The organism is Spirochaetota bacterium (assembly GCA_004297825.1).
GTDB lineage: Bacteria > Spirochaetota > UBA4802 > UBA4802 > UBA5368 > FW300-bin19.
The window spans coordinates 36,311-62,412 of sequence record SCSX01000037.1; the positions used below are offsets into that span (position 1 = coordinate 36,311).

20 protein-coding genes and 1 pseudogene are annotated in these 26,102 nt (G+C 58.5%); 9 read left to right on the top strand and 12 right to left on the bottom strand.

Annotation, left to right across the window (positions count from 1 at the left end):
* Nucleotides 1-67: 67 nt before the first annotated feature.
* Entirely contained in the window at nucleotides 68-1,891 is a 1,824-nt protein-coding gene (gene selB, locus EPN93_08455) for a selenocysteine-specific translation elongation factor (GenBank protein ID TAL36445.1), read from the bottom strand.
* Nucleotides 1,891-3,276 carry an L-seryl-tRNA(Sec) selenium transferase gene (locus tag EPN93_08460; protein ID TAL36446.1) on the bottom strand — a complete coding sequence of 462 codons (1,386 nt, stop codon included), beginning with the start codon at nucleotides 3,274-3,276 and terminating at the stop codon, nucleotides 1,891-1,893. The genes selB and EPN93_08460 overlap by 1 nt, the downstream gene beginning before the upstream one ends.
* Before the next feature lie 302 nt (nucleotides 3,277-3,578).
* Here EPN93_08460 and EPN93_08465 point away from each other — a divergent pair, with 302 nt between their 5' ends.
* From EPN93_08465 to EPN93_08475, 3 genes are read left to right on the top strand one after another with little or no spacing between them, the layout of a single operon-like run.
* Nucleotides 3,579-5,162, top strand: coding sequence for a carbohydrate kinase (locus EPN93_08465; protein TAL36447.1), 1,584 nt, complete (start codon nucleotides 3,579-3,581; stop codon nucleotides 5,160-5,162).
* Nucleotides 5,163-5,216: 54 nt separating this feature from the next.
* Nucleotides 5,217-5,423, top strand: a complete 207-nt coding sequence (locus EPN93_08470; protein TAL36477.1) for a 2-oxoisovalerate dehydrogenase — start codon at nucleotides 5,217-5,219, stop codon at nucleotides 5,421-5,423.
* Nucleotides 5,420-5,662, top strand: coding sequence for a type II toxin-antitoxin system HicA family toxin (locus EPN93_08475; protein ID TAL36448.1), 243 nt, complete (start codon nucleotides 5,420-5,422; stop codon nucleotides 5,660-5,662). Before EPN93_08470 ends, EPN93_08475 begins: the two co-directional genes overlap by 4 nt.
* Nucleotides 5,663-5,766: 104 nt before the next feature.
* On the opposite strand, the gene EPN93_08480 is transcribed toward EPN93_08475, so the two are convergent.
* The 8 genes and pseudogenes from EPN93_08480 to EPN93_08515 all read right to left on the bottom strand — a co-directional run bounded on the left by EPN93_08480 (nucleotide 5,767) and on the right by EPN93_08515 (nucleotide 12,795).
* Entirely contained in the window at nucleotides 5,767-9,036 is a 3,270-nt protein-coding gene (locus EPN93_08480) for a response regulator (protein ID TAL36449.1), read from the bottom strand.
* Nucleotides 9,037-9,146: 110 nt separating this feature from the next.
* The gene (locus tag EPN93_08485; GenBank protein ID TAL36450.1) at nucleotides 9,147-9,371 is read right to left on the bottom strand and encodes a hypothetical protein; all 225 of its coding nucleotides are present in this window, start codon (nucleotides 9,369-9,371) and stop codon (nucleotides 9,147-9,149) included.
* Nucleotides 9,372-9,666: 295 nt separating this feature from the next.
* Nucleotides 9,667-9,936, bottom strand: coding sequence for a hypothetical protein (locus EPN93_08490; protein TAL36451.1), 270 nt, complete (start codon nucleotides 9,934-9,936; stop codon nucleotides 9,667-9,669).
* A 110-nt stretch (nucleotides 9,937-10,046) separates the two neighbouring features.
* On the bottom strand, nucleotides 10,047-10,763 hold the full coding sequence (locus EPN93_08495) for a formylglycine-generating enzyme family protein (GenBank protein ID TAL36452.1): 717 nt from the start codon (nucleotides 10,761-10,763) through the stop codon (nucleotides 10,047-10,049).
* A 166-nt stretch (nucleotides 10,764-10,929) separates the two neighbouring features.
* Complete coding sequence (locus EPN93_08500; protein ID TAL36453.1) at nucleotides 10,930-11,187, bottom strand: Txe/YoeB family addiction module toxin; 258 nt, start codon at nucleotides 11,185-11,187, stop codon at nucleotides 10,930-10,932.
* A complete protein-coding gene (locus tag EPN93_08505) occupies nucleotides 11,184-11,438 on the bottom strand; it encodes a type II toxin-antitoxin system prevent-host-death family antitoxin (protein TAL36454.1) in 255 nt (84 codons plus the stop codon). Before EPN93_08505 ends, EPN93_08500 begins: the two co-directional genes overlap by 4 nt.
* 167 nt (nucleotides 11,439-11,605) lie before the next feature.
* The gene (locus EPN93_08510; protein TAL36455.1) at nucleotides 11,606-12,118 is read right to left on the bottom strand and encodes a hypothetical protein; all 513 of its coding nucleotides are present in this window, start codon (nucleotides 12,116-12,118) and stop codon (nucleotides 11,606-11,608) included.
* Nucleotides 12,119-12,253: 135 nt separating this feature from the next.
* Nucleotides 12,254-12,795 (bottom strand): annotated as a pseudogene (locus EPN93_08515) (hypothetical protein).
* Nucleotides 12,796-12,815: 20 nt separating this feature from the next.
* On the opposite strand from EPN93_08515, the gene EPN93_08520 reads away from it, so the two are divergent.
* Genes EPN93_08520 through EPN93_08530 form a run of 3 tightly spaced genes read left to right on the top strand, consistent with a single transcriptional unit; the run spans nucleotide 12,816 to nucleotide 15,972 of the window.
* The gene (locus tag EPN93_08520; GenBank protein ID TAL36456.1) at nucleotides 12,816-13,916 is read left to right on the top strand and encodes a geranylgeranyl reductase family protein; all 1,101 of its coding nucleotides are present in this window, start codon (nucleotides 12,816-12,818) and stop codon (nucleotides 13,914-13,916) included.
* A 21-nt stretch (nucleotides 13,917-13,937) separates the two neighbouring features.
* Entirely contained in the window at nucleotides 13,938-14,942 is a 1,005-nt protein-coding gene (locus EPN93_08525) for a hypothetical protein (GenBank protein ID TAL36457.1), read from the top strand.
* Nucleotides 14,857-15,972 carry a radical SAM protein gene (locus EPN93_08530; GenBank protein ID TAL36458.1) on the top strand — a complete coding sequence of 372 codons (1,116 nt, stop codon included), beginning with the start codon at nucleotides 14,857-14,859 and terminating at the stop codon, nucleotides 15,970-15,972. Before EPN93_08525 ends, EPN93_08530 begins: the two co-directional genes overlap by 86 nt.
* A 262-nt stretch (nucleotides 15,973-16,234) precedes the next feature.
* Here the strand turns inward: EPN93_08530 and EPN93_08535 are convergent, their stop codons facing one another.
* Complete coding sequence (locus EPN93_08535) at nucleotides 16,235-17,863, bottom strand: amino acid permease (protein TAL36459.1); 1,629 nt, start codon at nucleotides 17,861-17,863, stop codon at nucleotides 16,235-16,237.
* A 36-nt stretch (nucleotides 17,864-17,899) separates the two neighbouring features.
* Nucleotides 17,900-19,330 carry a GAF domain-containing protein gene (locus EPN93_08540; GenBank protein TAL36460.1) on the bottom strand — a complete coding sequence of 477 codons (1,431 nt, stop codon included), beginning with the start codon at nucleotides 19,328-19,330 and terminating at the stop codon, nucleotides 17,900-17,902.
* Between EPN93_08540 and EPN93_08545 the strand changes: the two genes are divergently transcribed.
* The 3 genes from EPN93_08545 (at nucleotide 19,312) to EPN93_08555 (ending at nucleotide 26,096) form a co-directional block, all read left to right on the top strand.
* Nucleotides 19,312-24,174, top strand: a complete 4,863-nt coding sequence (locus EPN93_08545; protein ID TAL36461.1) for a glycosyltransferase — start codon at nucleotides 19,312-19,314, stop codon at nucleotides 24,172-24,174. The genes EPN93_08540 and EPN93_08545 overlap by 19 nt on opposite strands.
* Before the next feature lie 213 nt (nucleotides 24,175-24,387).
* Entirely contained in the window at nucleotides 24,388-25,053 is a 666-nt protein-coding gene (locus tag EPN93_08550) for a hypothetical protein (protein ID TAL36462.1), read from the top strand.
* Nucleotides 25,050-26,096, top strand: a complete 1,047-nt coding sequence (locus EPN93_08555; protein TAL36463.1) for a hypothetical protein — start codon at nucleotides 25,050-25,052, stop codon at nucleotides 26,094-26,096. Before EPN93_08550 ends, EPN93_08555 begins: the two co-directional genes overlap by 4 nt.
* Nucleotides 26,097-26,102 lie beyond the last annotated feature (6 nt).

The following is a 26,102-nucleotide window of genomic DNA, read 5'->3' on the forward strand; positions in this document are numbered from 1 at the left end:
CCCCAGTGAGGTTTAATGTACGGTCCAATCCATATTAGCAGGAGCGCGCCGGGCGAGTCAATATTAATTACGCCTTCATCCGGAAGTCCCCGATGCGCTTCAGGAGCCCCTCGGTCTCCATGCGGTTCAGGAAGGGTATGATATACTTCCGCGAAAATCCGGTGGCCTCCTTGGCTTCCGGTATGGTGATCTTGTCCCGTCCCTCGAAGAGCTTCATGACGCGCCCCTTGAGTTCGTCGTACACGGCGCGATGGAGCACGATATTTCCGTCAAGGCTCACGAGAAAACCGAGCCGCACCAGCTCCCTCACCTGTTTTTTTTCCGCCTCGGCGGGCAGGCGGTCAAGCTCCACGCCCTCCGCGCCGCGGGCGCGCGCCTGCTCGAGGGCGCGCGTGCGTTCGGGGGAGAGCGTATCGGCGGTGATCGCGTCGCCGGCAAAGTAGCGGCCGTCCTTCTCCACCATGCTGTGCCGCTCCATGACGCGCGGCATGAGCGCCCGGCAAATCTCCTCGCCTATCCTGACGCGCCCGGCAATCTCCTGGAGGTTGGGTCCCACGGTCGCCCCCACGGCCTGGACAATCGCGGCCAGCGCCTCCTCCGCGAAAACGGCGTCCACCAGAAGTCCGTCGAGCGCGAGCACCTTCCCGGAGGCGATGAGCGTATCGGCGAGGGTCGCGAGGTGCTTCTCGCTGTCGGGAAACATGCGGAGAAACGCGGCGCGCGGCATGGACCTCGCCGCGGCGATGATGAAATACGCGGTCTCCTCCCTAGAAAATGCGCCCAGCAGGGGAAGCAGTCCTTTCACCCGCTTGCGGTCGGACGCGTCTCCCGCGCCGGTCAGCACGACCGATCCGCCGCCGATTATCCTGAATCCCCCGGGATTCGTAAGAATGAACGGCTGGCCGGGATAGAAGTACCAGGGCTCGTCGAACTTGACGCGCGCCGGAAACACCCCGGCTCCCTCCGGGGGCGCATCGGCGAGGATAAGCCGTCCCTTCACGGTCGTGGTGCCGATAAGCACCTCGATCCCCATGTTGTTTTTCACCGCGCGGCGCTTTTCCAGGAGCTCGATGCGCGCGAGGATCTCCCCCGATTCCGCGAAGAAATTTTGGCGCACTACGACATGACCGCGCCCCACCTCCTCGGTCGAAACGCCCGTGAGATTCAGGGCGGTGCGCTGGGAGGGGACGCCCTCCTGCATCTCGTGGTAATGGCTTTCGATCTTTTTAACGCGGACCGGGCGCGCGCCGGGGAGCAGGGTGAGCTCGTCGTTTTCGCGGAAGACGCCGTTTTTAAGGGTGCCGGTGACCACCGTCCCGAAGCCCTTTGAGGCGAAGACGCGATCCACGTACAGGTAGGGCCTGTCGGCGTTAGCCGCGCGGGGGAGCTTGCGGAGGTTTTTCAGGATCACCTCCTTCAGGTCCGCCACGCCCTCGCACGTCTTCGAGGAGACCTTCACGATGTCCGATCCCGCATAACGCGTACCCGCGAGCTTCTCTTCCACCTCGGCCTGGACGAAGGCGATCATCTCCGGGTCGGCGGCGTCGATCTTGTTGAGGGCGACCACCATGCGCTCCACGCCCAGGAGCGAGAGCACGCGGAAATGGTCCTCGGTCTGGGGCATCCAGCCGTCGTCCACGGCGACCACGAGGATCGCGAGGTCCACCCCCCAGGCGCCGGCAACCATGTTGCGGATGAAGCGCTCGTGACCCGGCACGTCGATCACGCTCACGGTCCCGAACTTCGGGTACTCGATCTGCGCGAAGCCTATGTCGATGGTCATCTCGCGCGCCTTTTCCTCGGGGAGCCGGTCGCAGTCTATGCCGGTGAGCGCGCGGATGAGGCTCGTCTTGCCGTGGTCGATGTGCCCGGAGGTGCCGACGATGTACATTATGCGCCGTCGCGGGGCAGGATGGAATCGACCCCCGCGGCGAGGTCGGGGATGTCGGCGGGAAACAGCGTGCGGAAATCCAGGGTGAACACGCCCTCGTCGATATAGCCGATCACCGGCGGCGTGAGCGCGACCAGCGCGTCCGAGACCGACTCGGCGCTCATGCCGGGGATCTCGATGCGCACGCCCTCGCTGCGCAGCACCATCGTGGGAAGCGAACCTCCGCCAAAGGCGCTCGAGAGCGGCGATTTGCGGATGCACGTTTTTTTGGCGGGTGATTTCAACAGCTTCATGAAGCGTGCGATTTTCCGGTCGAGCTCGTGCGCGTCCTGAAATATGGCGTCCCAGGCGGGAACCTTCGCGTGTTCTCCGTTCATGTGGGCGATGAGCGTCTCTTGAAGTATGAAATACGTCACCTTGTCGACCCTGAGCATGCGCATGAGCGGATGCGTGCGCAGCTTCGCGATGAGATCGGCGCGCCCCACGATGAAGCCCGCCTGGCATCCGCCCAGGAGCTTGTCCCCGCTGAAGCACACGAGATCGGCGCCCTGGCTCATCTCGTAGGCCACGGTGGGTTCGAAGCTCGCAGGAAGCCTGTCGTCGAAGACGAGGTTCCCGCTCCCCAGGTCGCGCACCAGGAGAATCCCCTCGCGCTTGAGGGTCGATAATTCCTTAATGGAAGGAATGCTGGAAAATCCCCGTATCCTGAAATTGGACTGATGGGCCGAAAACAGCATGGCCGTATCGTCCCCGATCGCGGCGCGGTAGTCCTCGAGCTCGGTGATGTTGGTGGTGCCCACCTCCACGAGCCGGGCCCCCGTTTCGCGCATGATGTCGGGGATGCGGAAGCCGCCCCCTATCTGGATGAGCTCGCCCCGCGAGACGATGACCTCGCGTCCCGCCCCGAACCGGCGCAGCAGAAGGTATACGCTCGATGCGTTGTTGTTGACGATAAGCGCGTCCTGCGCGCCGGTGAGGTGCGCGATAAGCTCCTCGGCGAAGCCGCCGCGCTTGCCGCGTTTTTTTTCCGGGAGGTAGTACTCCAGGTTGCAGTAGCCCGAAAGCTCCGCGGCCAGCCGGTCGAGCACCTCGCGCGAAAGGGGCGCGCGTCCCAGGTTGGTGTGCAGGATCACCCCCGTGCCGTTGATCACTCGTTGCAGCTTCTCGCGGCTGCGCGCCGCGCAGCGTTCCACTACGGCCGCGTAGATATCCCCCGCGGGCAACCCGGGATTTTCGCGGAGGCCGGCCCGGTAGCGCGTGATCTCCTCGCGCACCACCCCCACCACGATCTCGCGTCCCAGGACGGGCACCCACGCGCGCACGTCCTCGCGATCGATCACGCGCTCCACCTGGGGGATGTTCCTGAAGGCTTCGGACGTTTCCATGGCACCTCGATGCGGAAGGGGCAGGAATCGAACCTGCCGCTGCAATAAATTGCAGCCTACGGTTTTGAAGACCGCGGAGACCACCGGATCCCATCCTCTTCCAGTAAAACTAATTTCGAGAAATATCGTCCGGCGAGCCCTATGTCAATACATTAATGGCCAGCACCGGGCAGCACGGGCCGCGCTTTTTCCCAAGTCCCGGCACGCATGGGCAAAAAATGAATGACGAATACAGGGGTCTGATATACGGTGCGTGAGTACGTGCCCGCGCCGCCGCAAGCATGCCCGTCCCGGAGGAAGCCATGAAAGCCGCAGGAAAAAAAGCCACGACCGAATACATACTCTCCATAGACGTCGGCACCCAGTCGATTCGCGCAATCCTGATCGACCCGAGCGGGAAGGAGCACGATATCGTCAAGACGCCTATCGAACCCTATTTTTCCGCGCAGCCGGGATGGGCCGAACAGGACCCCGAGTATTACTGGAAGACCCTCTGCCTCACCTGCAAAAAGCTCATCGCGCGCAACCGCGCGAAGGTGTCGGCGATACGCGGCGCGACCATCACCACACAGCGCTGCACCATGATCAACCTCGACGAAAATGGAAAGGTGCTGCGCCCTGCGATCGTGTGGCTGGACCAGCGGCGCGCGCAGAAGGAATCGTGGCCCAATCCCCTCTTAAAGATGGCACTTTCGGCGATCAAGATCGGCGAGGTCGTGGATGCGGGCATCACGGACTGCGAGGCGAACTGGATCCGTCAGAACCAGCCGGAGATCTGGGAAAAAACCCGCAAATTCCTGTTCCTGTCAGGATTTCTCATCCACAGGCTCACCGGCGAATACCGCGACTCGACGGGAAACATCGTGGGATACGTACCCTTCGATTACAAGAATTTTGAATGGGCGAAGCCCTCGGATTTGAAGTGGAATATGTTTCCCATGGACAGGGACATCCTCCCCGACCTGGTGCACCCGTCCGAGACGCTGGGCACCGTGTCGAAGAAGGCAGCCGCCGCGACCGGGCTTCCCCTGGGGCTCCCGCTTATCGCCGCCGCGGCCGACAAGGCCTGCGAGGTCCTGGGATCCGGCTGCCTCTCGCCGGAGATCGCGTGCCTCTCCTACGGCACCACCGCGACCGTCGAAACCACCAACTCCAAGTACGTCGAGATCGTACCCTTTATCCCGCCCTACCCGAGCGCGGTGCCGGGTGCCTACAACACCGAGGTGATGATCTACCGCGGCTTCTGGATGGTGAGCTGGTTCAAGCGGGAGTTCGGTATGCGCGAGGAGCTCATCGCGAAGAAGAAAAAAATTTCCCCCGAGGCGCTTTTCGACAAGCTGGTCGCCGATATACCCCCCGGCTCGATGGGGCTCGTCCTCCAGCCCTACTGGTCTCCCGGGCTCAAGGTGCCGGGGCCCGAGGCGAAGGGCGCGGTGATCGGGTTTGGCGACGTGCATACACGGGTACACATTTATCGCGCGATCCTCGAAGGCCTCGCGTACGCCCTCAAGGAAGGCATGCAGCGGACCGAGAAGCGCAACGGCGTGAAGATCGAGAGGCTGCGCGTGTCGGGCGGGGGCTCCCAGAGCGAGGTCGCCATGCAGCTCACCGCCGATATTTTCGACCTCCCGGCGGAAAGGCCTCACACCTACGAGACCTCCGCGCTGGGCGCGGCGATCGACGCCGCCGTGGGCCTAAAGATCCACCCCGACTTCAAGACTGCCGTTGCGCACATGACCCGCATAGGCAAGGTGTTCGAGCCCATCGCGAAAAACCGCGACATCTACCGCGCGCTGTACGAGCGTGTGTACACAAGGCTCTACGACCGGATGAAGCCGTTATACGACGATATCCGGGAAATTACGGGGTATCCGCCAAAACGGTAGGGGTGATATTTATTTGACACCCGCGGGATTGATCGTTATTCTATGTCCATCATGATGAACGAGATTATATTCTACATCGAAGAATCCCTGGACGGCGGGTTCGAAGCACGCGCCCTTGGGCAATCCATTTACACCCAGGGGGAGGACATCGAAACGCTTAAAGCCAATATTATCGACGCGATAAAATGTCATTTCGAACCGGGAATGGCTCCGCAGGTGATAAAACTTCACTATGTACGGGAGGAGGCCATTGCCCTTTGAAAATTCCCCGAGATGAAAGCGGGGAATCCCTTGTAAAACGATTATCCGCATTTGGCTATACGATTACCCGTCAATCAGGGAGTCATATCAGGCTTTCGACCGCACAGAAAGGTGAACACCATATCACTATCCCGTCTCATGATCCGATAAAAATCGGGACCCTGAATTCAATATTAAAGGATATCGCCTCTCATTTCCAGATATCAAAGGACGAACTAATTCAAACGTTGTGGGGTTAACGGCCGCGTCCGTAATGCGAAATACGGCAATAAACGTAGAGACGTCCCGGCGGGACGTCTCTACGTTTATTGCCGCATGATTTTTACGCTATCCCGGCGCGTTTTTATGTCCGCCGCCTCATTGCGACCATGGTGATGTCGTCGTCGCTCATGCGGTTCTTCGCGTACTTCGTTCCCTTCATGCGGACGAGCACGTTTCTCAGGCACTCCTCCAGGTCCTCGCACTCGACATTCTCCCCGAAGGCCTGGACGAGACGCTTGTCATCGTCGATCGCCGGCTTCCTCCGCTCCTCGCCGCGCTGCGCAAACGAAAAGTTTTCGAGTATACCGTCCGTGTAGAGAAAGAGCGTGGCGCCCGGGGGGAAATCCGCCCGGCTCTCGTCGAACGCGAGGGTGCGGTTTATCCCGCAGATCGCCCCGTGCGGCTTGAGGTGGATAACGCCCTTCCCCGGCACATGTACGTACTGCTCGGGATGACCCGCCGAGCTCGCCGTCACCTCCCCGGCGTTAAGATCGACATCCGTGATGCTGCCCGTGAAGTACACCCGCGAATGCTGGAACTTGCTACAGAGCCGCTCGTTCAGGAAGGTGAAGACCTCCCCGGGCGAAAGGTCCGTGCGGCGGATGAGGTCGTACTCGGTGAGGATCGAGATGCAGTTGAACGAGGCGTTCACCCCGTGCCCCGTCGCGTCGATGATGAGGATGCGTATGCGCCCCGGGGCGTGCTCGTAGATGTCGTAGATGTCGCCCCCTATCGTGTAGAGTGGGTCGTAGTGGATAGCCGTCTCCAGGCGCTCCTGCGAGTCGATGCGCTTCATCATCATCTTCCCCACGAACAGGCGCGCCAGGTTCAGGTCCTCCATGAGGAGCTTCTCCCAGTCGCTCATCTTCGTGATCGCCTCGTTCAGCGTCGCGGTGCGCTCTAAAAGCGAAATTTCCAGATCTGTCGTCTTCGCCGACAGGTGCGACTTCACCCGGTCCTCCATCTGGAAGATGTAGCCGATCGCGAGCTGGTTCTCCACCCGCACCAGGAGCTCTTTCGCGTTGTAGGGCTTGGTGATGTAGTCGTTTCCCCCGAAGATGAAGCCCTGCACCAGGTCGTTCAACTGTGCCCGCGCGCTCACCATGATGATGGGGATGAACCGCACCGGGTTGTCCGTGCGGATGCGGAAGGCGACCTCGTAGCCGCTCATCCCCGGCAGCATGATGTCAAGGATCACGAGCGCCGGGATCTCCCGCGCGACGTGCTCCACCGCCTCCGGGCCGCTCGCGGCGGTACGCACCTCGTACTCCTCCGAGCCGAGTATGTCGGCAACGATTTTCAGATTCACGGGATCGTCGTCCACCGCGAGGATATAGCCGGGGCGGTGGCGCCCCGCCTCGCGCAGCTCCACGCGTACCTCGGGGATGGGCTCCTCTATCATGACGGGCGGGAGTATATCGGCGCGCGCGAGCTGGGTTCGGGAGACGCCGGCGATTCCCTGTGGTGGCTGGGCGGGGAGCCACACGTGGAACACGCTTCCTTTACCTAAGGTGCTATCGGCCCACACCCTTCCCCCGTGCAGTTCCACGAGCCGTTTCGTGATGGGAAGCCCCAGGCCCGCCCCCTCATAGTGGCGCGTGGACGGGTCCTCCACCTGCTTGTAGGCGCTCCATATCTGGTTCAGGTCCTCCTTCCGGATGCCCGGCCCCGTGTCGCGCACCGAGACGAGGACGCCGCCGTTGTCCGTGCGCGCGCTCACCTCGACCTCGCCTTCCGGGGTGAACTTGATGGCGTTCCCTATGAGGTTCAGCATGATTTGCTCGAAGCGATGCTTGTCGCCCACTATGGAGGGGAGGTCCTCCGGGACCGCGTGTGTGAGGCGCAGCGGCTTTTCACCCACGAGGCCCTGCGCGAGCGAGACGAGGCCCGCGATATGCTCGGGGAGGCGGATCTCCTCGATAAAGAGGTCGACCTTCCCCGCCTGGAGCTTGCTGAAATCGAGGATCTCGTTCACGAGCCCCGCGAGCCGCTCCGCGCTCCTCTTGATAAGGCCCACGTTCTCGCGATGCTTCGCCGGCAGTGGCGCCTTCTTGTCGCGCTCCATGACCTCCGAGAGGCCTATAATCCCGTGAAGTGGCGTGCGCAGCTCGTGAGAGGTCGTGGCGAGGAAATCGTCCTTCATCTTATCGACGACCAGGAGCTCACCATGGGCGGATTCGAGTTCTGTGTGGACCTGGGCGAAGCGGGAGGCGAGGACGGAAGCGAAGACGAGAACCATGAAAAAAAATCCTTCTGCGGTATAATCGCGGGTAAAGATAAATACATTCAGGAAATGAAACATGCTAAGTAAAGAACAAATAGCCAGAACCAACATTCCGGTTAAAATCCGCATGGAGTAGGCTTTGCCTAATCTTTTACTACGGAAGGAAATCCATAGCCCATAAACCAATACCAAGCCTATGCTCTGAATAAATGGTTCATAGAAATACTTGATATAATTCGAAGGACTTGAAAAATATATGCAATCGGCGAAAAGAAAAAGCAATAAAAAGGCGTAGAAACTAAGTATAATATATGTTATTCTAAAAAGTGATTGTTTAAGAAACACATGGATGAATAAAATCAATAATGGCGGGATAAGAATTCCAATACCATATGTTAACAAGACATATACTTGTTGAGAATCGAAAATCCAAAGAGCGATTCCTTTATAACCAAGAATGAAAAGCCCAATTGATAACGCCAAGAGCGAAAAGACCAAGTAATATAAATCCCCTTTTCTATAGTTATAGTAAAGGAGGAAATAAACAAACAAAAACAAATCGATTGCTGCAAGGAAACAATACCAGATAAAATTGATAAACCATTCACGCTGCAATACTTTATAGGGGCCAAATTTCACATAACGCTGAAATCCGGAGTTTCCGTTGAGAATACCAGTTCTAATTGCTACTATATTAACGCCTTTTTTTTGAAATGAAACAGGCAACAACACAACTTCAGATTTACCAACGATTTCCGGATTTATTCCGCCGGCTTCAAACGGCCTTGTTTCATGAATAATTTGACCATTACAATATAGTTGCAAACCCCTATAATGAAATGGAAGGGACAAACCATAATTTCCGACTTCGTCTATAACTAGTTTTTTAAAGTACCATGAGGTGCCATGATAAAATTCGTGGCCCTGATTTTCCCATGACGTATAGAGACTTAGCATGTCCCATTCGCCGTTTTCTAATGATGGTTCTTTATCTTCCAGAATGTCCTTCGGCAAGAAAAACCAGCGATCTGTGAATTCATATATGGCGTTTTTATCAGAAACATGAATTATACCGGGGGCATCATAAATCGAGGAATCAGTATGGCCGGATGAACGAAATCCGGCCATCACAACTAATAAAAAGAAAAGGAGGACAAAAGTCCTTTTCGCAAAGGCGCACAATAAATTTATAATTCTCACATGTTTAAAGTTCAATAAGAAAACATGGCTGCCAATCCTTAGTAGCTGTCCGATGTAATATTTGCTTTAAATGTGGGAAGATCATCAGCATGGGCAATAATCAATTCACATTCATGATCCAATATAGCATTGTAGCCATTGGCGGAAAACCATTCCTGAAGCACTTTCACATTTCTTTTCTCGACTGCCTTCTTGAATTCCGCTATCATGTCGACTTTTTCCTTTTTCCCTGCATCTAGTACGAAATCTAAAAATCCTTTCATGTTTTCCTCCCCTCAGTTACATATTTAATTATTTCATGAATTTCATCACTTACACTGGATCATGTTTTTGTAATAAGTCAAATGATTAATTTTTGGCTTTTTAACGTGGCGTGGTGATAATAAGGAGTGTTTTATGGAAATTCCAGCAATTTCGTGTTGAATTGCGTTCGTCAGAATTACGCTCACAACAGAATAATACCAAACCACCTCACCAAGGGCACAACCAACCGCGCTCCATGGGGAGGGATGTGGCTTCAATGAAAAATGAAAAAAGTTACCTTCTAAAATCTGGTGATTAATACCCACCATTGAAACGCAATACGTCTTTATAATTGCCGATGGATTCTCCCGATTTAATGAGCCTCTCACAATCTTCAATTTTAACGACATATCCCAACTCAGAAAACCAATCGCATAGCTTTTGTGCATCGCCTTCTTTAGTTAGGCTTTCAAGTTTTTTAATATTCTTATAGCTTTCCTCAATTTCATTCTTTGAAATTGATACAATAAAATCGATAAAATCGTTTTTCTTATACTCTACGTTTCCATTAATTTGACCAGTCATCCAAGTACCCCCATTTATAGTGAATTGACTAAGAGTTCTACGCGAACCAGATTTAGTCAAGATTAATTATTTCAAATAGATAATAAACAGTATGACAAAGTACCTATAAGTTAAAGTTCAATTACGATACGAAATCCTTCTGTATTATCTATTTGATTTATTTCCCCCCATGTTCGAAAAGCCGACCGGACACAAATACTTGTGCTCCATGATCCACCACGCATTACTTTATATTTTCCTGTAGTAGGGCCTTTGGGATTATCTTCCGGAGAGATTGAATAATATTTTTCATCATACCAGTCCATACACCACTCCCAAACATTCCCACACATATCATAGATACCCCAGGAGTTAGGTAATTTATGCCCTACTGCTTGTGTTTGGTTATTTGAGTTTTTTCCATACCAAACATATTTATCAATTATGTTTGGATCATCACAATTACCCCAAAAGTATTTAGAATTTGTTCCGGCCTTGCAAGAATATTCCCATTCGCATTCAAAAGGAAGACGCGCCTTTATGGAATATTTATCTGAATATCGATTACAAAATCTCATCGCATCCAACCATGACGTATTTTCAACAGGACAATTTGAGTTCATTTTAAATAGGGAAGGATTTTCATTCATTATTGTGTAATATAAAAGTTGTGTTGTTGGATTCTTGCTAATAAAAAAAGGGGCTATATTCACAATATGTTGCGGATGCTCATCTATATTGCCTTCATTTTCATGGGAACCCATGGCAAAAGTCCCCCCACTGATGAAAATAAACTCAGTCCCATCTATCGTAATACAACTACCATGTTGATATATATTGTTTACCATTGAAAAGCAAACCCAGAATAAAAATTAACTTAGCGATTCCTTTCTTTAAACTTGTATCTCGAGTCAGTCAATTCTTGCTATGTTAAATGTGGGCGCATATCATCATCAACGCGCCGATGCAGTTCCAATTGGGTTTGTTACAGATGGCGCCGTTACGATGCGGTTCCTACCTGTAATGATATCGGCATAAAATAATCCTAAGCTCATCCTTCACGATCTCATACACAAGCCGGTGCTCCTGGTCGATGCGCCTTGACCAGCAGCCCTGGAGCTGGAATTTGAGCGGTTCCGGTTTGCCTTTGCCGTCGAAGGGCTCGCGCAGAATGTCCTGAATAAGGAGGTTGATCCTTTTAAGTATTATTTTATCCGTTTTTTGCCAGTACAGGTAGTCCGCCCACGATTCCTCCGTGAAAAGGATGTTCATCCGCTCACCAGGTCCTTCCGGATGGTTTTCCCCTTCCTGGAGCTTTCTAGAGACTTCAGGAGCCTTTTCGCGTTCGCCTCGTTCGACAGAAGGTAATTCGTCTCGACCAGGGAATTATAGTCTTCTACTGAAACCAGCACGACGTTTTCATTGTTCTTGCGCGTGATGATTAGAGGCTCGTGATCCTCGTACACCTTGCGCAGGTATGCTTTCAGGCGTTTGCGTAATTCGGAATAGTTAACGGCGTTCATGGGGGGCCTCGCTATACGCGTACAATATATTGTACACATATGCATGTCAAGGCAATCGATTTTTTCGGTTTGCCAGGCGAATTTTGGCATTGTTCCCGCAATCGGCGCCGTCGGGTCCGCCCGTAGAGACGCGATTAATCGCGTCTCTACGGGCGGACCCGACGATTTCACGGGAATGGGCAATCCCGCATATGCATCCGGACCCGTTCCAGTTCGGCGGTGTCTCGAATGACATGGTCATGGTAGCGCGATTGCCATTCGAACGAGAAGTGCCCGGCGGCATGGATGGCGACGGTACAGCGGCCCTTGTACCAGCGGACGATCGCGGGCAGGGATGATTCCAGAACCAGCGGATCGGGCTCGTCTTGCTTCCTTACGGCCCCGCGTCGGCGATGCGGTCCCGGAAAATCATTCAGGAAAACTATCCCCTGCACCCGGTCCGGCAGCACCGCGCACGCGTCGACGGCCGCATGGCCGAATTGCGGGGGGATGGAATTCCATATCGATTTGACGATCCTCCCCAGGTCCGAAAGCACTATTGTCCCCTGTTCGATTTTCCCAAAAAACGATCTGCGCTCACTGGTCTCGATGCTAACCAGGTGGCCGCCGGGCCAGAAATAGTCCCCGTCCGGTCTTTTCGCCGGGCGCACGCCGTAATAGTGATTGGAAAGGTTATCCATAATACATATACGGTTCTCCCATGAAAACCGCTAACAGTAAAGACGCGATTCATCGCGTCTCGGCGCCCCCTGCCAACCGGCATTCCACCACCGCCGCTAACGCATTAATAAGCGCGGGTCCCACGTCACCACCAGTCAGCGATTTTTATTCGTCCATCGCGCCGGGTTCATCCGGATATAGCGCCTGATCCGTTCCAGTTCGGCATTGTCGCGGATGATGTGGTCGTGGAAACGGGATTGCCACGCGAATCGGGGATGGGCGGCGCGGATATCATGGGTGCACCGGCCTTTGTACCAGCGGATGATTTTCGGTATTGAACAACCGGCCAGCATGGGATTGGACACACCGGTAATACCACCGGTATTAACGGAATCCATGGCAGAAAGACCCGCGAACCGGGTGAATGGGTAATAATCACAATCCCATGTATATGGTCCGGCATCACCACGAATTCATCGACAATCGCATGGCCGAATTGCCCGGGGATCAGATGCCAGATCAATTGCGCGATCTCCCCCATGTTCGACAACACCATGCGCCCGTCCATAATCGTCCCGAAAAATCGTTCGCGCCTGGAGGTATTAATAGTCACGAAATACCAGCCGGACCATGAATAATCCCAATGCGGATGGCGGGCGGAGGGAACCCGATAATAGTGATTGAAAAAGTTATCCATAATATATATACGTATCCTCCATGAAATCCGTTAACCGTAAAGACGCGATTCATCGCGTCTCAGCACCCCCCACACATCGGCGTCCCCGCACCGCCGACGTCGCCGTAATCGGCGCGGGTCCCGCGGGTGCGACGGTCGCACGCATCCTCGCGGAAGGCGGGGCGCGGGTCCTCCTCTTCGACTATCGCGCTCCCTGGGAGAAGCCCTGCGGCGGGATGCTCAGTCCCGGGGCGATGGAGATTCTCCTGGAAGACGGTCCGTATCCGGGCTCGTGGGCGGCCACCACCGATATCGAGTATATCCTTCCGCGCGGTGACCGGTCCGTTCACGCGTTCCGGAAACCGGTCGCGCTCGTTTCGCGGCGCGAAATGGGCGAATACCTGCTGGGAAAGGCGACCAGCGGCGGTGCCGGGCATGTGGCGGAGAAGGTAACCGGCATTGCGCGCGCAAAGGCAGGCTGGGAGATACGGACGGCCCGCTCCACCTTCCATGCGCACACGCTCGCGGGGGCGGACGGCATGCACGGGATCGTGCGGGGGACGGTGAGCGCGCCAATTCGCCGGGCGGACATGGCGCTCTGCTGCGGTTATTTCCTGGACCCCCTGGAAAACGCGCGCCCCGTCATCCGGTTTTCGGATATGCAGGGATATGCGTGGATATTTCCCCGCGGGAACGACACGAGCGCGGGAATCGGCGCGCGGCACGGGGAGAAAAAAGGCGCGGACCTTTTCCGCGAGCTCGACGGGCTCATTGCGGATACGTGCCCCGGGGCGCGCGTAAGGTCCCGGTGGAGCGCGGTACTGCCCATGGCCGCGGAGCCCGGATTTTTCGATTCACCCTGCGCGGGCGACGGCTGGCTCCTCCTGGGAGACGCGGCGGGGCTCGCCCACCCCGTGACGGGTGAGGGCATCCTGTACGCGCTCCTGTCCGGCAGGCTCGCCGCGCAGTGCATCCTGGAAGGGGCGCCGCTGCACTACGACCAGGCCTGGCGCGCGGGGTATGGAGCGTTTCTCGCGGAATCCACCCGCATCGCCCGTGCCGATGCCGCGCTTGGACGGGACTTTGGGCCCGGGATGCGCGGAGCTCTCATGTACAAACGCTTCATGGAAATCATGCATTAAGGTTCGCACGGAGACCACCAGATGGCCGATACGAGCACACTCATGCGGTACTGCGCGTCACTCCGGTTCGGGAGCATCGAACCCTGCGGCGCGGAGCGCGCGCTTCTCGTTGAGCTCAACGACACGGTGCTCGCACTCCTGCGCAGTCTGCCGGAATCGCAGCACGCCCCCGCCTCCCTGTTCCTGATGGAATACTCGGGGTTAAAATTAGGGGGGCCGATAGACTTTTTCCGAAACTACCATGCCCCCGCCTGGTCGGTGCTCCACTGGATCGCCGCGCGCGCGGACAACCCCCGGAAACCCGATTCCTCCTTATTCCCGCGTCTTGCGCGCGGTCACGCGATGGCGATGCTCCTCCACTCGCTGGACGACCATCTTAACGACGGGGAGATTCCCTCCACACACCTTGCGCTCCTCGTGCGAAGCGAGGCATGGCGCGTCATGCGCGATTCATTTTCAATCGCCGAACGACCTGATGCGCTTGGTTCTGGAATCGCGGACTCCTGTATCGACGCGTATTACCGTGCTATAAGCTCCCCGCCGGACCGTGCAGGCCTGGACGCCTACTGCACGCACTTTCGGGGTCAAATGGCCACCTGGCTCGCCGGGCCGCTCCTTGCCGCGCGCGCAGTCTCGGATGATCCGGACTTCTACCGGGGCGTGCGCGAGTCCTACGAGTCGTTCGGAATCGCCTGGAGGCTCCTGGACGACATCCAGGACGTCGCCGCCGACGCGCGGGCGGGCGGGCACAGCGCCGTCTACCATGCGCTCGACGAGGAAGGTCGCGCGCTCTGGGACGGGCTTTCCATGCGACCTCCCGTAAAGGAAGCGGAGATTCCGGCTGAGCTTGTACGAGCGCTTGCCGCGCAGGACATATGCAGCGCTATTACAAACAGGATATGCGCAGAGCTCGCACGGGCGGAATCAATCGCCGCGCGGCATGCCATGCAGGGGCTTGCGGACGAGTTCCGCGTTCTGGCAGCCCCGCTCGCGCAGGAGAAATCAACGGGCTATGAGCGAATCTGAACTGCTCGAATCAATCACACAGGAAAACCTCACGCTCGAGGTGACGACACGCTGTACCAGCGCGTGCATGCATTGCTTCGCCCGCGCAGGACGCGCCGAATTCATAGATATGGCGCGGGAAATTGCTTCCGGGATAATTGATGAGGGGTTCGCGTGCGGCTACCGGCACCTTCACCTGACCGGCGGCGAGCCGCTTGTGTGGGAGGCGCTTTTCCCCGTTTTAGAGCATGCATTTACCAGGGGGTACGAATCCGCGTTCATCAACACCAACGGCATGCTTCTTTCGCGCGATATCTGCCGGGAACTCGCATCATTCAAGGCGGTCTCTCTTTCCATTAGCATCCAGGGCCCGGAGGGCCTGCATGACCGGATTCGGGGAGAGGATTCGTACCGGAAAGCCATCGCGGGATTGGAAGAAGCGCTCGGCTGTGGACTCGCGGTAAGCGTATTTTCCTCCACGGGGAGAAGCCTTCTTGCCGGCCTTCCTCGTTTTGCGGAATCTCTTTTTAGCGGATTCCCCGGCATCGACCGGCTTACCCTTATCCAGCTCATCCGCGTCCCCGGCGACGCGCTCGATCTTTCGGGAGAGCTTCTTACTCCGGGAGAATTCGTTTCGCTCGTACGTACGGCGGCGCTTCTGAACCTTTACGGCTATCGGATTTCCATCCAGGAGAATCCTCTCGCCCGGGCCGTGGCCGTGATCCTGGGCATGCCTTGGGTACCCGCTGCCCCGTCCCTGCATCGCGCGGGGCGCCTGGTTGTAATGGCGGACCTCTCCCTCACGCTTGCCCATTCCACCCGGGAGCCTGTCGGCGCCTACCGTCCCGGCTCACTGGCGGAAACCCTCGCTTCGGCAGAATACCGGGAGCGCACCCGACCCGATAATTTTATCTGCCCCCGTTGCAAATTCTTTTCATGCTGCCGTTCGGAGGGAATGCTTCGCCCTTCGGAACAATTCCGCGACATGGAGGAACACACGCCTTTCTGCGTGCGCGTCCTCGGAGAAGCGCAGGGTGCGCAGAATGTGTAAAATTATTTCTGGCGTCGTAACGGGAGCTTGCGCCAGGTGTGCGTATTTGGAATTATGCGGGGAATACGGCGTGCTTCCCGTGGTGGATTTTTCGGATGACGGGGGCGCGTTATTTTGCCGGCGCGTATTTGGCGGTGGGACGGAATCCCCATAAAAACGGAATCCCGGTAGAGACGCGATTAATCGCGTCTCTACCGGGATTCCGTTTACGGACTACGACGGGGGTTCTGTTTACGGACGACCAAAAACGCGTATCGGCCCCCTATGCCGTTTTACGCCTCCTGCTCTTCCGGTACCCGTACGAGAAATACAGTACCCCTCCCACCGTGAGCCACACGAGGAAACGCAGGTAGGTGATGGACGGGAGCCCCGCGATCAGGTACAGGCACGCCCCGATCCCCAGGCCGCACATGAGGGGCGCGAACGGGACCCGGAAGCCGCGCTTCCGGCCCGCTTCGGTTTTACGCAGTATGAGCACCCCGATGCAGACGAGAATGAACGCGAAAAGCGTCCCTATGTTGATGAGGTCCACCATCTCGTCGATGCTCGTGAAGGCGGCGAAGAAGGCGACGAAGACACCGGTCATGATCGTGGTTACGTGCGGCGTGCGGAAGCGGCTGTGCACCCGCGCGAACGAGGGCGGAAGGAGCTTGTCGCGCGCCATCGAGTAGAAAAGCCTGGTCTGGCCGATCTGGTTCACCACGATGACCGCCGTGTTCGCGATCACGGAGCCGAACGCGACGATGCCCGCGGCCCAGTTGAGCGCGTTGTAGCTCATCGCGATCGCGAGCGGCTCCGCCTTGTTCGACTGCGTGAAGACCGACAGCGGCACCATGCCCGTGAAAACGAGCGCGACGACGATGTATATGATGGTACAGATTATAAGGGATCCGATAATGCCTATGGGGAGGTTCCGCGACGGGTTTTTCGTCTCCTCGGCGGCGGTGGAGACCGCGTCGAAGCCGATGTAGGCGAAGAAGACGATGGCCGCCCCCGCCTGGATGCCCGCCATGCCGTTAGGCGCGAATGGAACCCAGTTCTCGGGCTTTATGTAGAAAAATCCCACGGACACGAAGAATCCCAGGATAAGGAGCTTCACGAGGACCATGACCGCGTTGAAGCGCGCCGATTCGCGTATCCCCACGATGAGGATCACCGTCACGAAGGTGACGATGCCGACGGCCGGAAGGTTGAAGATGATGGGAAGCCCCAGGACGTGCGGCGCGGTCGTGATCGCGTTATGGGCGTGCACGAAATTGCGCGCGATTTCCGGGAAGCCCATTCCCCTGCCGATAAGCTCCTGTATCTGCCCCGCCGCCGATGCGCTCATGGACCTGACAGCGTCCATGCTCTCCCCCGAGACGAGCATCGACGCCGCGCGGTAAAGCGTCTCGCCGCTGAACGCGCTCCGGTAGTCGGTCGTGAGCCAGTCGGGGATCAGGATGCCGAGCCCCCTCATGAGCTCGTTGAAATAGCCCGACCATGATATTGCTACCGCGATATTGCCCACGGCGTATTCTATGATAAGGTCCCAGCCTATGATCCAGGCGATGAACTCGCCCAGCGTCGCGTAGGCGTACGTGTAGGCCGATCCCGAGATGGGCACCATGGAGGAGAGCTCCGCGTAGCACAGCGCGGCGAAGCCGCAGGCGACCGCGGTGATCATGAAGGAGACTACGATCGCGGGACCCGCACCCGGGCGCATGGTGTCGCCCACCGCGGCGGTCCCCACCGTGGTGAATATCCCCGCCCCGATCACCGCCCCGATCCCGAGCAGCACCAGGTCGAAGGGTCCCAGCACCCGTCGCAGCCCCTTCTCGTTCGCCGCCGCCTCGGCGAATATTATATCGAGGCTCTTGCGGCGAAAGATGCTCTTTAGAAATGACTCCATGTGAAGTATTCTCCGTGGTGCGTATGTGGCGCGCGGTCAGGATTCCCGCGCGGGAATTTCAAAGCTGAACTCGGCCCATTCCCCGGGGCGCGAATCCGCCCGGATCGTTCCTTCGTGGACCGTGATTATCTTCCAACTCATGTAGAGGCCTATCCCGGAGCCCTTCCTGCCCATGAGCTCGTCGGTTTGCAGGCGCGAGAATTTCTTGAAGAGATTTTTCTTTTCGCCCTCCGGGAAGCCCGGCCCCTCGTTCCAGACAGACACGCGCAGGGTCCCGGCGTCGCGCGCCGCGCGCAGGCGCACGCCCCCGTTCACGTTCCCGTATTTCACGGCGTTCGAGAGGAGGTTCACCATGACGATCCTCATGAGCTCGATATCGCATACGACCAGCGGCATCCCCCCCGGGACGTCCCGCTCGAAGCGGACGCGGTTCGCGTCCATCTGGGCCTGCACGATCTCGATCGCGGGGGCGAGCACATCCACGGCGAAGTCGGCCGGGGAGGCGTTGAGCGTGAGCTTCCCGCTCTCGAAACGGGACAGGTTCAGGTATTCGCCCGAGAGCGCGAGGAGGTACTCGGCCCTGTGCATCATGCGCTCCACCATCTCGCGCTGCCTTGGCTCTATGGCGCCAAGGTATCCCCCGGACAGGGTATGCCCCATCTGGATGATGGACGAGAGCGGGCTCTTGAGCTCGTGCGTGACGAAACCGAGCATCTCCATGTACGCGTTGAACGCGGAGGAGAGCTCCTCGATCCGGTAGGCCTTCTCCACCGCCTGGCTAAGCCGCTCCGCCATAGCCATGTGGAGCGCGACCTCGCGCGCCGTGTAGGCGCGGGGAACGCGCGCGGAACGAAAGAGGAGCCCCACCATGCGCCCCTCCACCGAGAGCGGGCAGGTCATGCTGGAGCGCACGCCCTCCCTGACGAGGAGCCGCGTGGATTCGCTCGAGGGGTTCGCGCGCAGGTATTCCCCCAGGTCGTTTATGATGCGCGGGGTCCCCGCCCGGAAAATTTCCGCGAGCGAGCTCCCGCGAATGTCACTGGCGTAGCCTGCATCCAGGTAGAGCGGCCCGTACGATGCGGCCACGTGGTAGAGCAGGAGCCTCCTGCCCTCCTCCTGCAGGAAGGCGATCCCTATGCGATCGCAGGGCATGAGCGCGCGCGTCTCGCGGAACACGAAGTCGACAATCTCCCTGAGCGACGCGCCCGCGGCGACGCGCCGGTTGATGAGCGCGAGCGCGGCGCGCTCTTCCCCGGTAAACGACTCCGCACCCGGCACGCCCGCGGCGTCCAGGTACTCGATGCCCGTGAATTTTTCCGCCATGGTGCGCTCATTACAGAGAACGTCCCCGTTAATTGAAACTATTTTTTTATAGCGTTTGACTTTTGCGTCCGTTATGCTATCAGGATAGTAACGGGGACCGATACACTCACGCGAGGAGAGCGCACGTGGACAGCAGGACGTCATCCCTTAGCAGTCTCAGCCGATTCCGCATCCAGGACGAGCACCTCATCGTCGACGACATCGTCAAGGCGGAGCTGAAAACCGCATTCGGGGAAAACCGGTGTTTCGCGTTCACCCCCGATCCCGATCTCGTGACGCGCCTGAAATCCGGAGACCCGGTCGCCATATACCGCGAGCTTTTCCTGGGAATGAGAAACCGCATCTTCGACGACGTGTCGAAGGACGACGGCACGGTCAAGACCCGCCTGCTGTCCGATACGCGTCTTTCGAGCCGCCTCATGGGGGCGCTCACCTTCATCCACCGTGCCCTGGGCGAGGGAAGCTTCACCTCCCTGCCCGCGCGCCGCTTCGTCATCGTGAAGGAACGCCACGGCTCGCCCACGATACTGCACGTATCGCCGGAGACCACCGTGCTCGCCCACGTGGGACAGGGTCCCGAATGGCAGGAAACCCCGTCCGTCTACCTGGGCCTCAACCTCTTCGACGCGCTGGGCTACGAATTGAAGCGCGGCGGACGCGAGCTCTACGGCGCGTTCCTGAGCCTGCTCGCCGTGGAAGAGCGCGCGATCGAGACCGGCTACTCGCACATCACCGTGTTCCCGCCCGAGGTATCGCGCTCGTTCGTCACGCTCCTGGACGAGGTCATCCGCGGCTTCACCCGCGCCGAGCTCGAGTACGAGGAGGCGCCGGTTGAGAAGGCCGTGCGCAAGTTCACCGCGCGCGACCGCCAGAAATACCTGAAGCTCCTGAACGCGCGAGTCCCCGGGGACGAGCTCAACTTCCTGCACGACGAGTGCGTGAAGGCGATGGACGGCATCGAGCGCCTCGCCCGCACCTTCAAACGCGCGGGCGACCGCAAGAGCCTGCGCGAGCTCATGCGCATACTGGTTGCCGCGGCGGGACACGACCTGCACGAGGTGCGTGACCGCGCGAACGTGGTGCTCGAGCGCATCTTCGCCCCCAAGGAGTTCGACGCGCCGCTTTCCGCGCGCTTCGCCACCGTGAACGCGGGCTCCATCCATTGGTTCAGCTTCGACCTGCCCCGCGACAAAGCCGAATACTACCTGAGGATTTATCGGAACACCTCCGTGGACGGCATCTCGGTCGAAAAGGACATCGCCTGGGAGGAGTGCGCGCTCACCTTCGACCCGAGCTACAACCGCTTCGTGGGCGCGTGGGCGTTCGCCGAGTACGGCCACTACGATTACCTCGTGTGCCGCCGCAGCCGCAGGAAACACGACTGGGTCGCCCGCGCCGACACAAGCGGGCGCGTGAACGTCATTCCCGACGTGCGCGGCCAGATCATACTCGAGATATTCACCGATATTCACGGCCACACCAAGGCGTACTGGATGGACCCACAGGGACGCACCGGCCTCCTATACAACGAGAACGGGGAGGTCATTCGACTGGGCCGGTTCTCGGACGTCACCGCGCACCTGGACGACCTGGCGGACCGATATCGCATAACGGCAATCTATCTCCTGGGCGTCCAGCGGCGCGGATCCAACAGCGAGGACTGGGCGCCCGAGGCAAGCTCCCCGTCCCCCTTCTCGCCCATGAGCCTCGTGGAGATAGAGCCCTCGCTCGGGGGCGAGGCCGATTTCCTGGACCTCGTCCGCGCGGCGCACGCACGCGATTTGAAGATCATCGTCGATATCGTGCCGCACCTTAACCGCCGCGCGACGGAGCTCCCCGTGGAATGCGTGGCGCAATGCTACGACGGGTCGGGAAACCTCGTGGAGCGCGCCTCCACCGACGGACGGTACGGGAGCTGGAACGACGGGCGCCTGTACAACTACCGCATGCTCCAGGTCTGGGACTGGCTCGCCGAATCCATTCTCGCGCTCATCGAAAAATACGACATCGACGGCATACGGTTCGACTCCGCGCACGCGGTCCCCATCGTCATGAAGCGCAACAACTACCTCTACGTATACGACCGCGCGCGCTCCGATGAGGAAATGGTCGAGGGCCGCATCATCGTGAACGAGCGCGAGGACGGCCACTTCATCACGACCGGGTACTATGACTGCGCCTGCCGCGACGTGATCGCCATTCCCATCCACTACTACATGATGCTGCGCATCGAACGCGCGCTCATGGAGAAGGGGAAGACCTACTTTCTCAACATCGCGGAATGCTACTGGGGTCACGAGCGCTTTCTCACGCGCGTCGGGATCATTCCCTACAATTCGGCGCTGTTCAAGGTGTGCGAGAACATCATCCATGGCAAGACCGACGTCCGCGAGATATACCATATCTACGACAACTATTTCCCGGCCGCGCTCCCGCCGGGCACCGAGCTCCTGGGAATACTCGGGAACCACGACGAACGCCGGGCGCTCAATACCTTTGGCCACAGGGGGCTCCGTGCGGCCGTGGGAATCACCACGTTCATGAACAACATCATCATGGACTACGAGGGAAGCGCCGAGGGCGAGGGATGGAAGGTGTTCCTGGACAACATCTTTGTAAACTGGAACTCCTTCGAGTATGCCTCCCACAGGAGCCTTGACCGGTTCTACCGGGAATGGTATTCCTTCCACCGGGAAAACAGGGGCAGGGGTTACCTCGTGTGGGCGAACAACACCATGGTGGCCGCCTCGGCGAAATTCACCGATACCGGGATATTCCTTGGCGTGTTCAACTTCGCGGACTCGACCCAGCACGCCTCGATCCAGTTCGACAACCCCGCGCTTCCCATTCCCGACAGCGCCTACTACCGTGTGGAAGACATAATCTATTCGCAGGTCACCGGGCACTACAGCTATTACAAGGGCCGGGAGCTCAAGAGCGCCCGCATCAACACCATTGTCTCCTACACCGATCGCGTAAAGCTCCTCCGGCTGCGCGCCGTCGATAATCCCGAGGACTATTACGCCGACTTCCTGCGCGACTCGTTCTTCCGCCTTTGTGCGATATCGGGCCTGGAGCTTTTCTCCTCGAATTTCGCGTTCAACGAGCTTTGCGCGCACGCGTCCCACTTCGAGGAGTTCGCGGGGTACGTGAGCGAGCATCTCGTTCCGCTTTTCTGGGACCGGAACCGGTACGAGCTCGAGATCGGGATCAAGCGCGCGCTTTTTCACATGGTGGAGGACGGGTACCTTTCCGCCGCCGGCGCGACGGGATTCATCGCGGAGTTCGCGCGGCATGGCGACGACAAGCTGCGCGCGCTGGGCGCCTCGCTCGAGAGTCACAACCGCCGCGACCCCATGGTGTTCCTCTCGGCGGAGGCCGACCCCTTCTCCAAGAGCGGGGGCCTCGCGAATGTCGTGTACGAGCTTCCGCGCGAGCTCGTCAAGATGGGCGAGGAAGTCTACGTGATCACCGGCTTTTACCGCAGCGGCGACGAGAAGGCGGTGGCCCGCATGCAGGACGCCGTCAAGAAATACGATATCCGCTACACCGGAGTGAATGTCCGGTTTCGGATCATGGGCGCGGAGTACGAGGTGGGCGTGAGCAGGGGGACCGTGGACGGCATCGGTTACTTCCTCCTGGACCACTACGAGTTTTTCGACGGGCTCTACTGGGGAATAACCTCGGAGGAAAAGCTCCGCAGGCGCATCGCCTTCGCGCGCGCATGCGCGGAGGTTATCTGCACCTTCGGCCTAAGGCCCCTGTTCACCTTCACGAACGACGCGTACGCGGGCCTGTTCAACGGCATCGTGCGCAGCGACCATGTCTACCGGGAGAACCCGAATTTCTTCCGCACGACCTTCCTGCACATCATCCATAACGGCGGGTGGCAGTATTTCGATTCCTATCACCGGTGGGAGCGCGGCTTCGACCTGTTCGGCCTGTTCAACCTGCCCTCGTGGCGCGCCGCGGAATTCTCCGATCCCGTGCACGGTGACCGCCTTAACTGCATGTCGGCGGGAATCCGCTTCGCGGACCGCACGATCACCGTGAGCCCCAGCTACGCCGTCCAGATCGAGTACGCCTCGGACGGGCTGGAGCACATCCTCCACGATGTCATCGGCATCAGTAACGCCATAGGCCGGGACTTCAAGGAGCGTATCGGCGCCAACTTCGCCTCTTCGCGATTCATCGAAAGAAACGAGGGAAAACTTCTCGAAACGATTCGCGGCAACACGGCCCTTGAGGAGAAGATCGCGCAACGGTGCCCGGAACTGCTCAAGCCCGGCGGGATCGATTCAATAACGAACGCCGACCGGCTCTGGATGGCGCGCAGGCTCCGCAACAAGCTCATCCTCCAGATGGAACGGGGCCTTGCGGTCGACCCGGACTGCATGCTCTTCTGCATGATTCACCGGATCACGGAGCAGAAGGGATTTCAGCTTCTTCTCGAATCGTCTAAGGGCCTTTTCGATACGCTGGGCCTGCAGGCAATTATCGGGGGGGCCGTGTCTTCAGGGGACCGCCGCGGCGAGGACCTGGCGCACGGGCTTTACCTGCTCAGTCAGATCTACCCGGACTCGGTCAACGTGTCGTTCGGTTTCCAGGACATAAGCGTTCCGCTGCTCTCTTCCGATATTTTCGGCATGCCTTCCATGAACGAGCCGGGAGGCATTTCCCAGATCGAAGCCTTTTCGGCGGGCTGCCTGGTAGTGGCCCGCGCCACGGGCGGACTGCGCGATACCGTGGTTCCCGTCAGGGTGCGCGAGGACGAGGTCGAGGGCAATGGCTTCCTGTTCTCGGACTTCACCTCATCCGCGTTTTACGACGCGATGGCGCGCGCGAACGAATTCATGACCGGCATGTCCGCGGAGATCGTGCACCGGGCGCGCATGAACGCGGAAAATTCCGTCTATTACTGGGACCGTCCCGCGCGAAAATACATCGAGCAGATTTACCGCATCAAGGAGATTATCAGGGAAATGTAGGGGCCCCGCCGCAAGGCGGGGATCGTGTCATTTTATGGTTGTAGCCATGCGGCCCGGTTGGGTAGTATGTCCGGGCGGCTCCGTGCGGCAACCGGGACCCTGGGAACAAAAAAATACGGGATACATAATATCCCGTTGTTACCATAGTCAGTCTTCTATGAGAGTGCCGTTCTGGCATCATCGGGAAGACAGCCAGTGTAAAATGATCAATAAATAAATCGGCCGGTCGTGCTCAAAACTTTAGAAAAAATATTTTCCCCGGGCGGAATAATTCGCTCACCGCGCACCCGCGCGTGCGTGCGGCCGTCCGTGTACGGGCCGGCCTTGCTCCTGCTTGTCGCCTGCGCGTGCGCGGGGGGAGCAACGCAGGTCGCCGCCGTGGATCGCGTGATGGGGAAGATGAGCGGGGAGCCGGTGATACCCCGTTCCGCGAATCGCATCGTCGTCCCGGATTTTGAAAACCGGTCCCCCGTTCCCTCTCTTTCAGCGCGCGTCAGCATCAAGGTCCGGGAGGAAATCGCCCGCGACGGCAGGCTTGGCGTCGTGGACGGGAAGGAGGAGGCAGACCTCCTGCTCGAGGGAAGAATCCTGTCCTGCCAGGTCCAGGTGACCGAATTCAACGGTGCGGGGCTTCCCGTTAAAAAACGAATTCGCGTGCTCGCCTCCGTGAGCCTTGTCGAGGTAAAGACCGGGCACGAAATATTCCGCGACGCCGACATACAGGCCTTCGAAACCTACTCCGAACTGGTTCCGCCCATCTCGAACGAACAGGCCGTTCAAGACCGAGTGCTCCTCGATCTCGCGAAGCGTGTGGCGAAAAAAACAGTGACCGGCTGGTACACGGAGCTTATGACCAGCGAAGAAAAGGGAAGAAAATGACGGCCGAAAAAACACGCTACCCCGCGTCCCGGCAATTCTGGACCGACATCAAGGGGGGTGCCGCGCATCCCACCTATCTTCTCATTGGCGAGGACGAAGGGGAAAAGGAAAAAGCCATAGGGCGCATCATCGCGAAAATCCTGGGCGGGGAGGCGGACAGTTCGGCGACGGGACGCTTTCACGTGGAGATGGACGAGTTCATGCGCGCCGCGGAATTCGCGCTCATACGGTCCATGTTCTCGGAAAAAAAGGTATGTGTCGCGCTCAACATTCAGGGAATGCCCGCGGGCGCCCAGACCGCGGGCATTTTCGAAGAAATGATCCGCGCGCGGCCGGAGGGCGTAACCCTGGTCATGACTACCCCTGAAAACCGCCCGCCCAAATTCATGACCGGCGCCCTGCTCGAGCGCACCCGCGTCTATCATTTCTGGCGTCCCTTTGAAAAGGACATGTATGAAATCCTGCGCACCCGGCTCACCGAGGCCGGGATCAGGATCGACCGCACCGCCGCCGAGCTCCTCGTGGAACGAACCGGCCGCGACACCAGGAAGCTCGACGAGGCGATCGAACTTATCGCCGGCGCCTTCCCGGGAAATTCCCTCGTGACCGGCAGCGACATCCTGCCGTTTATCGAGGATCAGGGCGAGGCGGGCATGTTCCAGTTCACCGACATGGTGTTCATGTGCGATAAAAAAGCGTTCAAACTTTTCCGAAAACTCATGGAGGACAATACCCCCGAACTCGTACTCCTTGGGCGCCTCTTTCACCGTGCCGAGCAGATTGAGCTTTTCCACACGCTCGTAGGAGCGGGCGCCCGGCCGGAGGAAGCGCTCGGGAAAGTCCAGGTGCGCGGCAGGGGCGCCGACGCCTTTCTCGAGCAGGCGCGCCTGACCCCGCCCGAGAGGCTTGCGCTCATGTTCCCGCTTCTCGCGCACGCGGATTACCGCGTGAAAAGCGCGGGACGGCCCATAAGCCTGGAGGCGCGTCCCCTGTTTCAGGCGTTAACTGAAATTTTCGAGGACGCGGCAGCACTGCGCGCGTAGCACGGC

Bases quoted from the DNA above. Each gene is read 5' to 3' on its own strand.
- EPN93_08465 (TAL36447.1), top strand. From the start codon at position 3,579: ATGAAAGCCGCAGGAAAAAAAGCCACGACCGAATACATACTCTCCATA.
- EPN93_08495 (TAL36452.1), bottom strand. From the start codon at position 10,763: ATGGTAAACAATATATATCAACATGGTAGTTGTATTACGATAGATGGG.
- EPN93_08485 (TAL36450.1), bottom strand. From the start codon at position 9,371: ATGAAAGGATTTTTAGATTTCGTACTAGATGCAGGGAAAAAGGAAAAA.
- EPN93_08490 (TAL36451.1), bottom strand. From the start codon at position 9,936: ATGACTGGTCAAATTAATGGAAACGTAGAGTATAAGAAAAACGATTTT.
- EPN93_08535 (TAL36459.1), bottom strand. From the start codon at position 17,863: ATGGAGTCATTTCTAAAGAGCATCTTTCGCCGCAAGAGCCTCGATATA.
- EPN93_08555 (TAL36463.1), top strand. From the start codon at position 25,050: ATGACGGCCGAAAAAACACGCTACCCCGCGTCCCGGCAATTCTGGACC.
- EPN93_08525 (TAL36457.1), top strand. From the start codon at position 13,938: ATGGCCGATACGAGCACACTCATGCGGTACTGCGCGTCACTCCGGTTC.
- EPN93_08460 (TAL36446.1), bottom strand. From the start codon at position 3,276: ATGGAAACGTCCGAAGCCTTCAGGAACATCCCCCAGGTGGAGCGCGTG.
- EPN93_08530 (TAL36458.1), top strand. From the start codon at position 14,857: ATGCCATGCAGGGGCTTGCGGACGAGTTCCGCGTTCTGGCAGCCCCGC.
- selB (TAL36445.1), bottom strand. From the start codon at position 1,891: ATGTACATCGTCGGCACCTCCGGGCACATCGACCACGGCAAGACGAGC.
- EPN93_08510 (TAL36455.1), bottom strand. From the start codon at position 12,118: ATGGATAACCTTTCCAATCACTATTACGGCGTGCGCCCGGCGAAAAGA.
- EPN93_08500 (TAL36453.1), bottom strand. From the start codon at position 11,187: ATGAACATCCTTTTCACGGAGGAATCGTGGGCGGACTACCTGTACTGG.
- EPN93_08480 (TAL36449.1), bottom strand. From the start codon at position 9,036: ATGGCCGGATTTCGTTCATCCGGCCATACTGATTCCTCGATTTATGAT.
- EPN93_08540 (TAL36460.1), bottom strand. From the start codon at position 19,330: ATGACGTCCTGCTGTCCACGTGCGCTCTCCTCGCGTGAGTGTATCGGT.
- EPN93_08505 (TAL36454.1), bottom strand. From the start codon at position 11,438: ATGAACGCCGTTAACTATTCCGAATTACGCAAACGCCTGAAAGCATAC.
- EPN93_08470 (TAL36477.1), top strand. From the start codon at position 5,217: ATGAACGAGATTATATTCTACATCGAAGAATCCCTGGACGGCGGGTTC.
- EPN93_08520 (TAL36456.1), top strand. From the start codon at position 12,816: ATGAAATCCGTTAACCGTAAAGACGCGATTCATCGCGTCTCAGCACCC.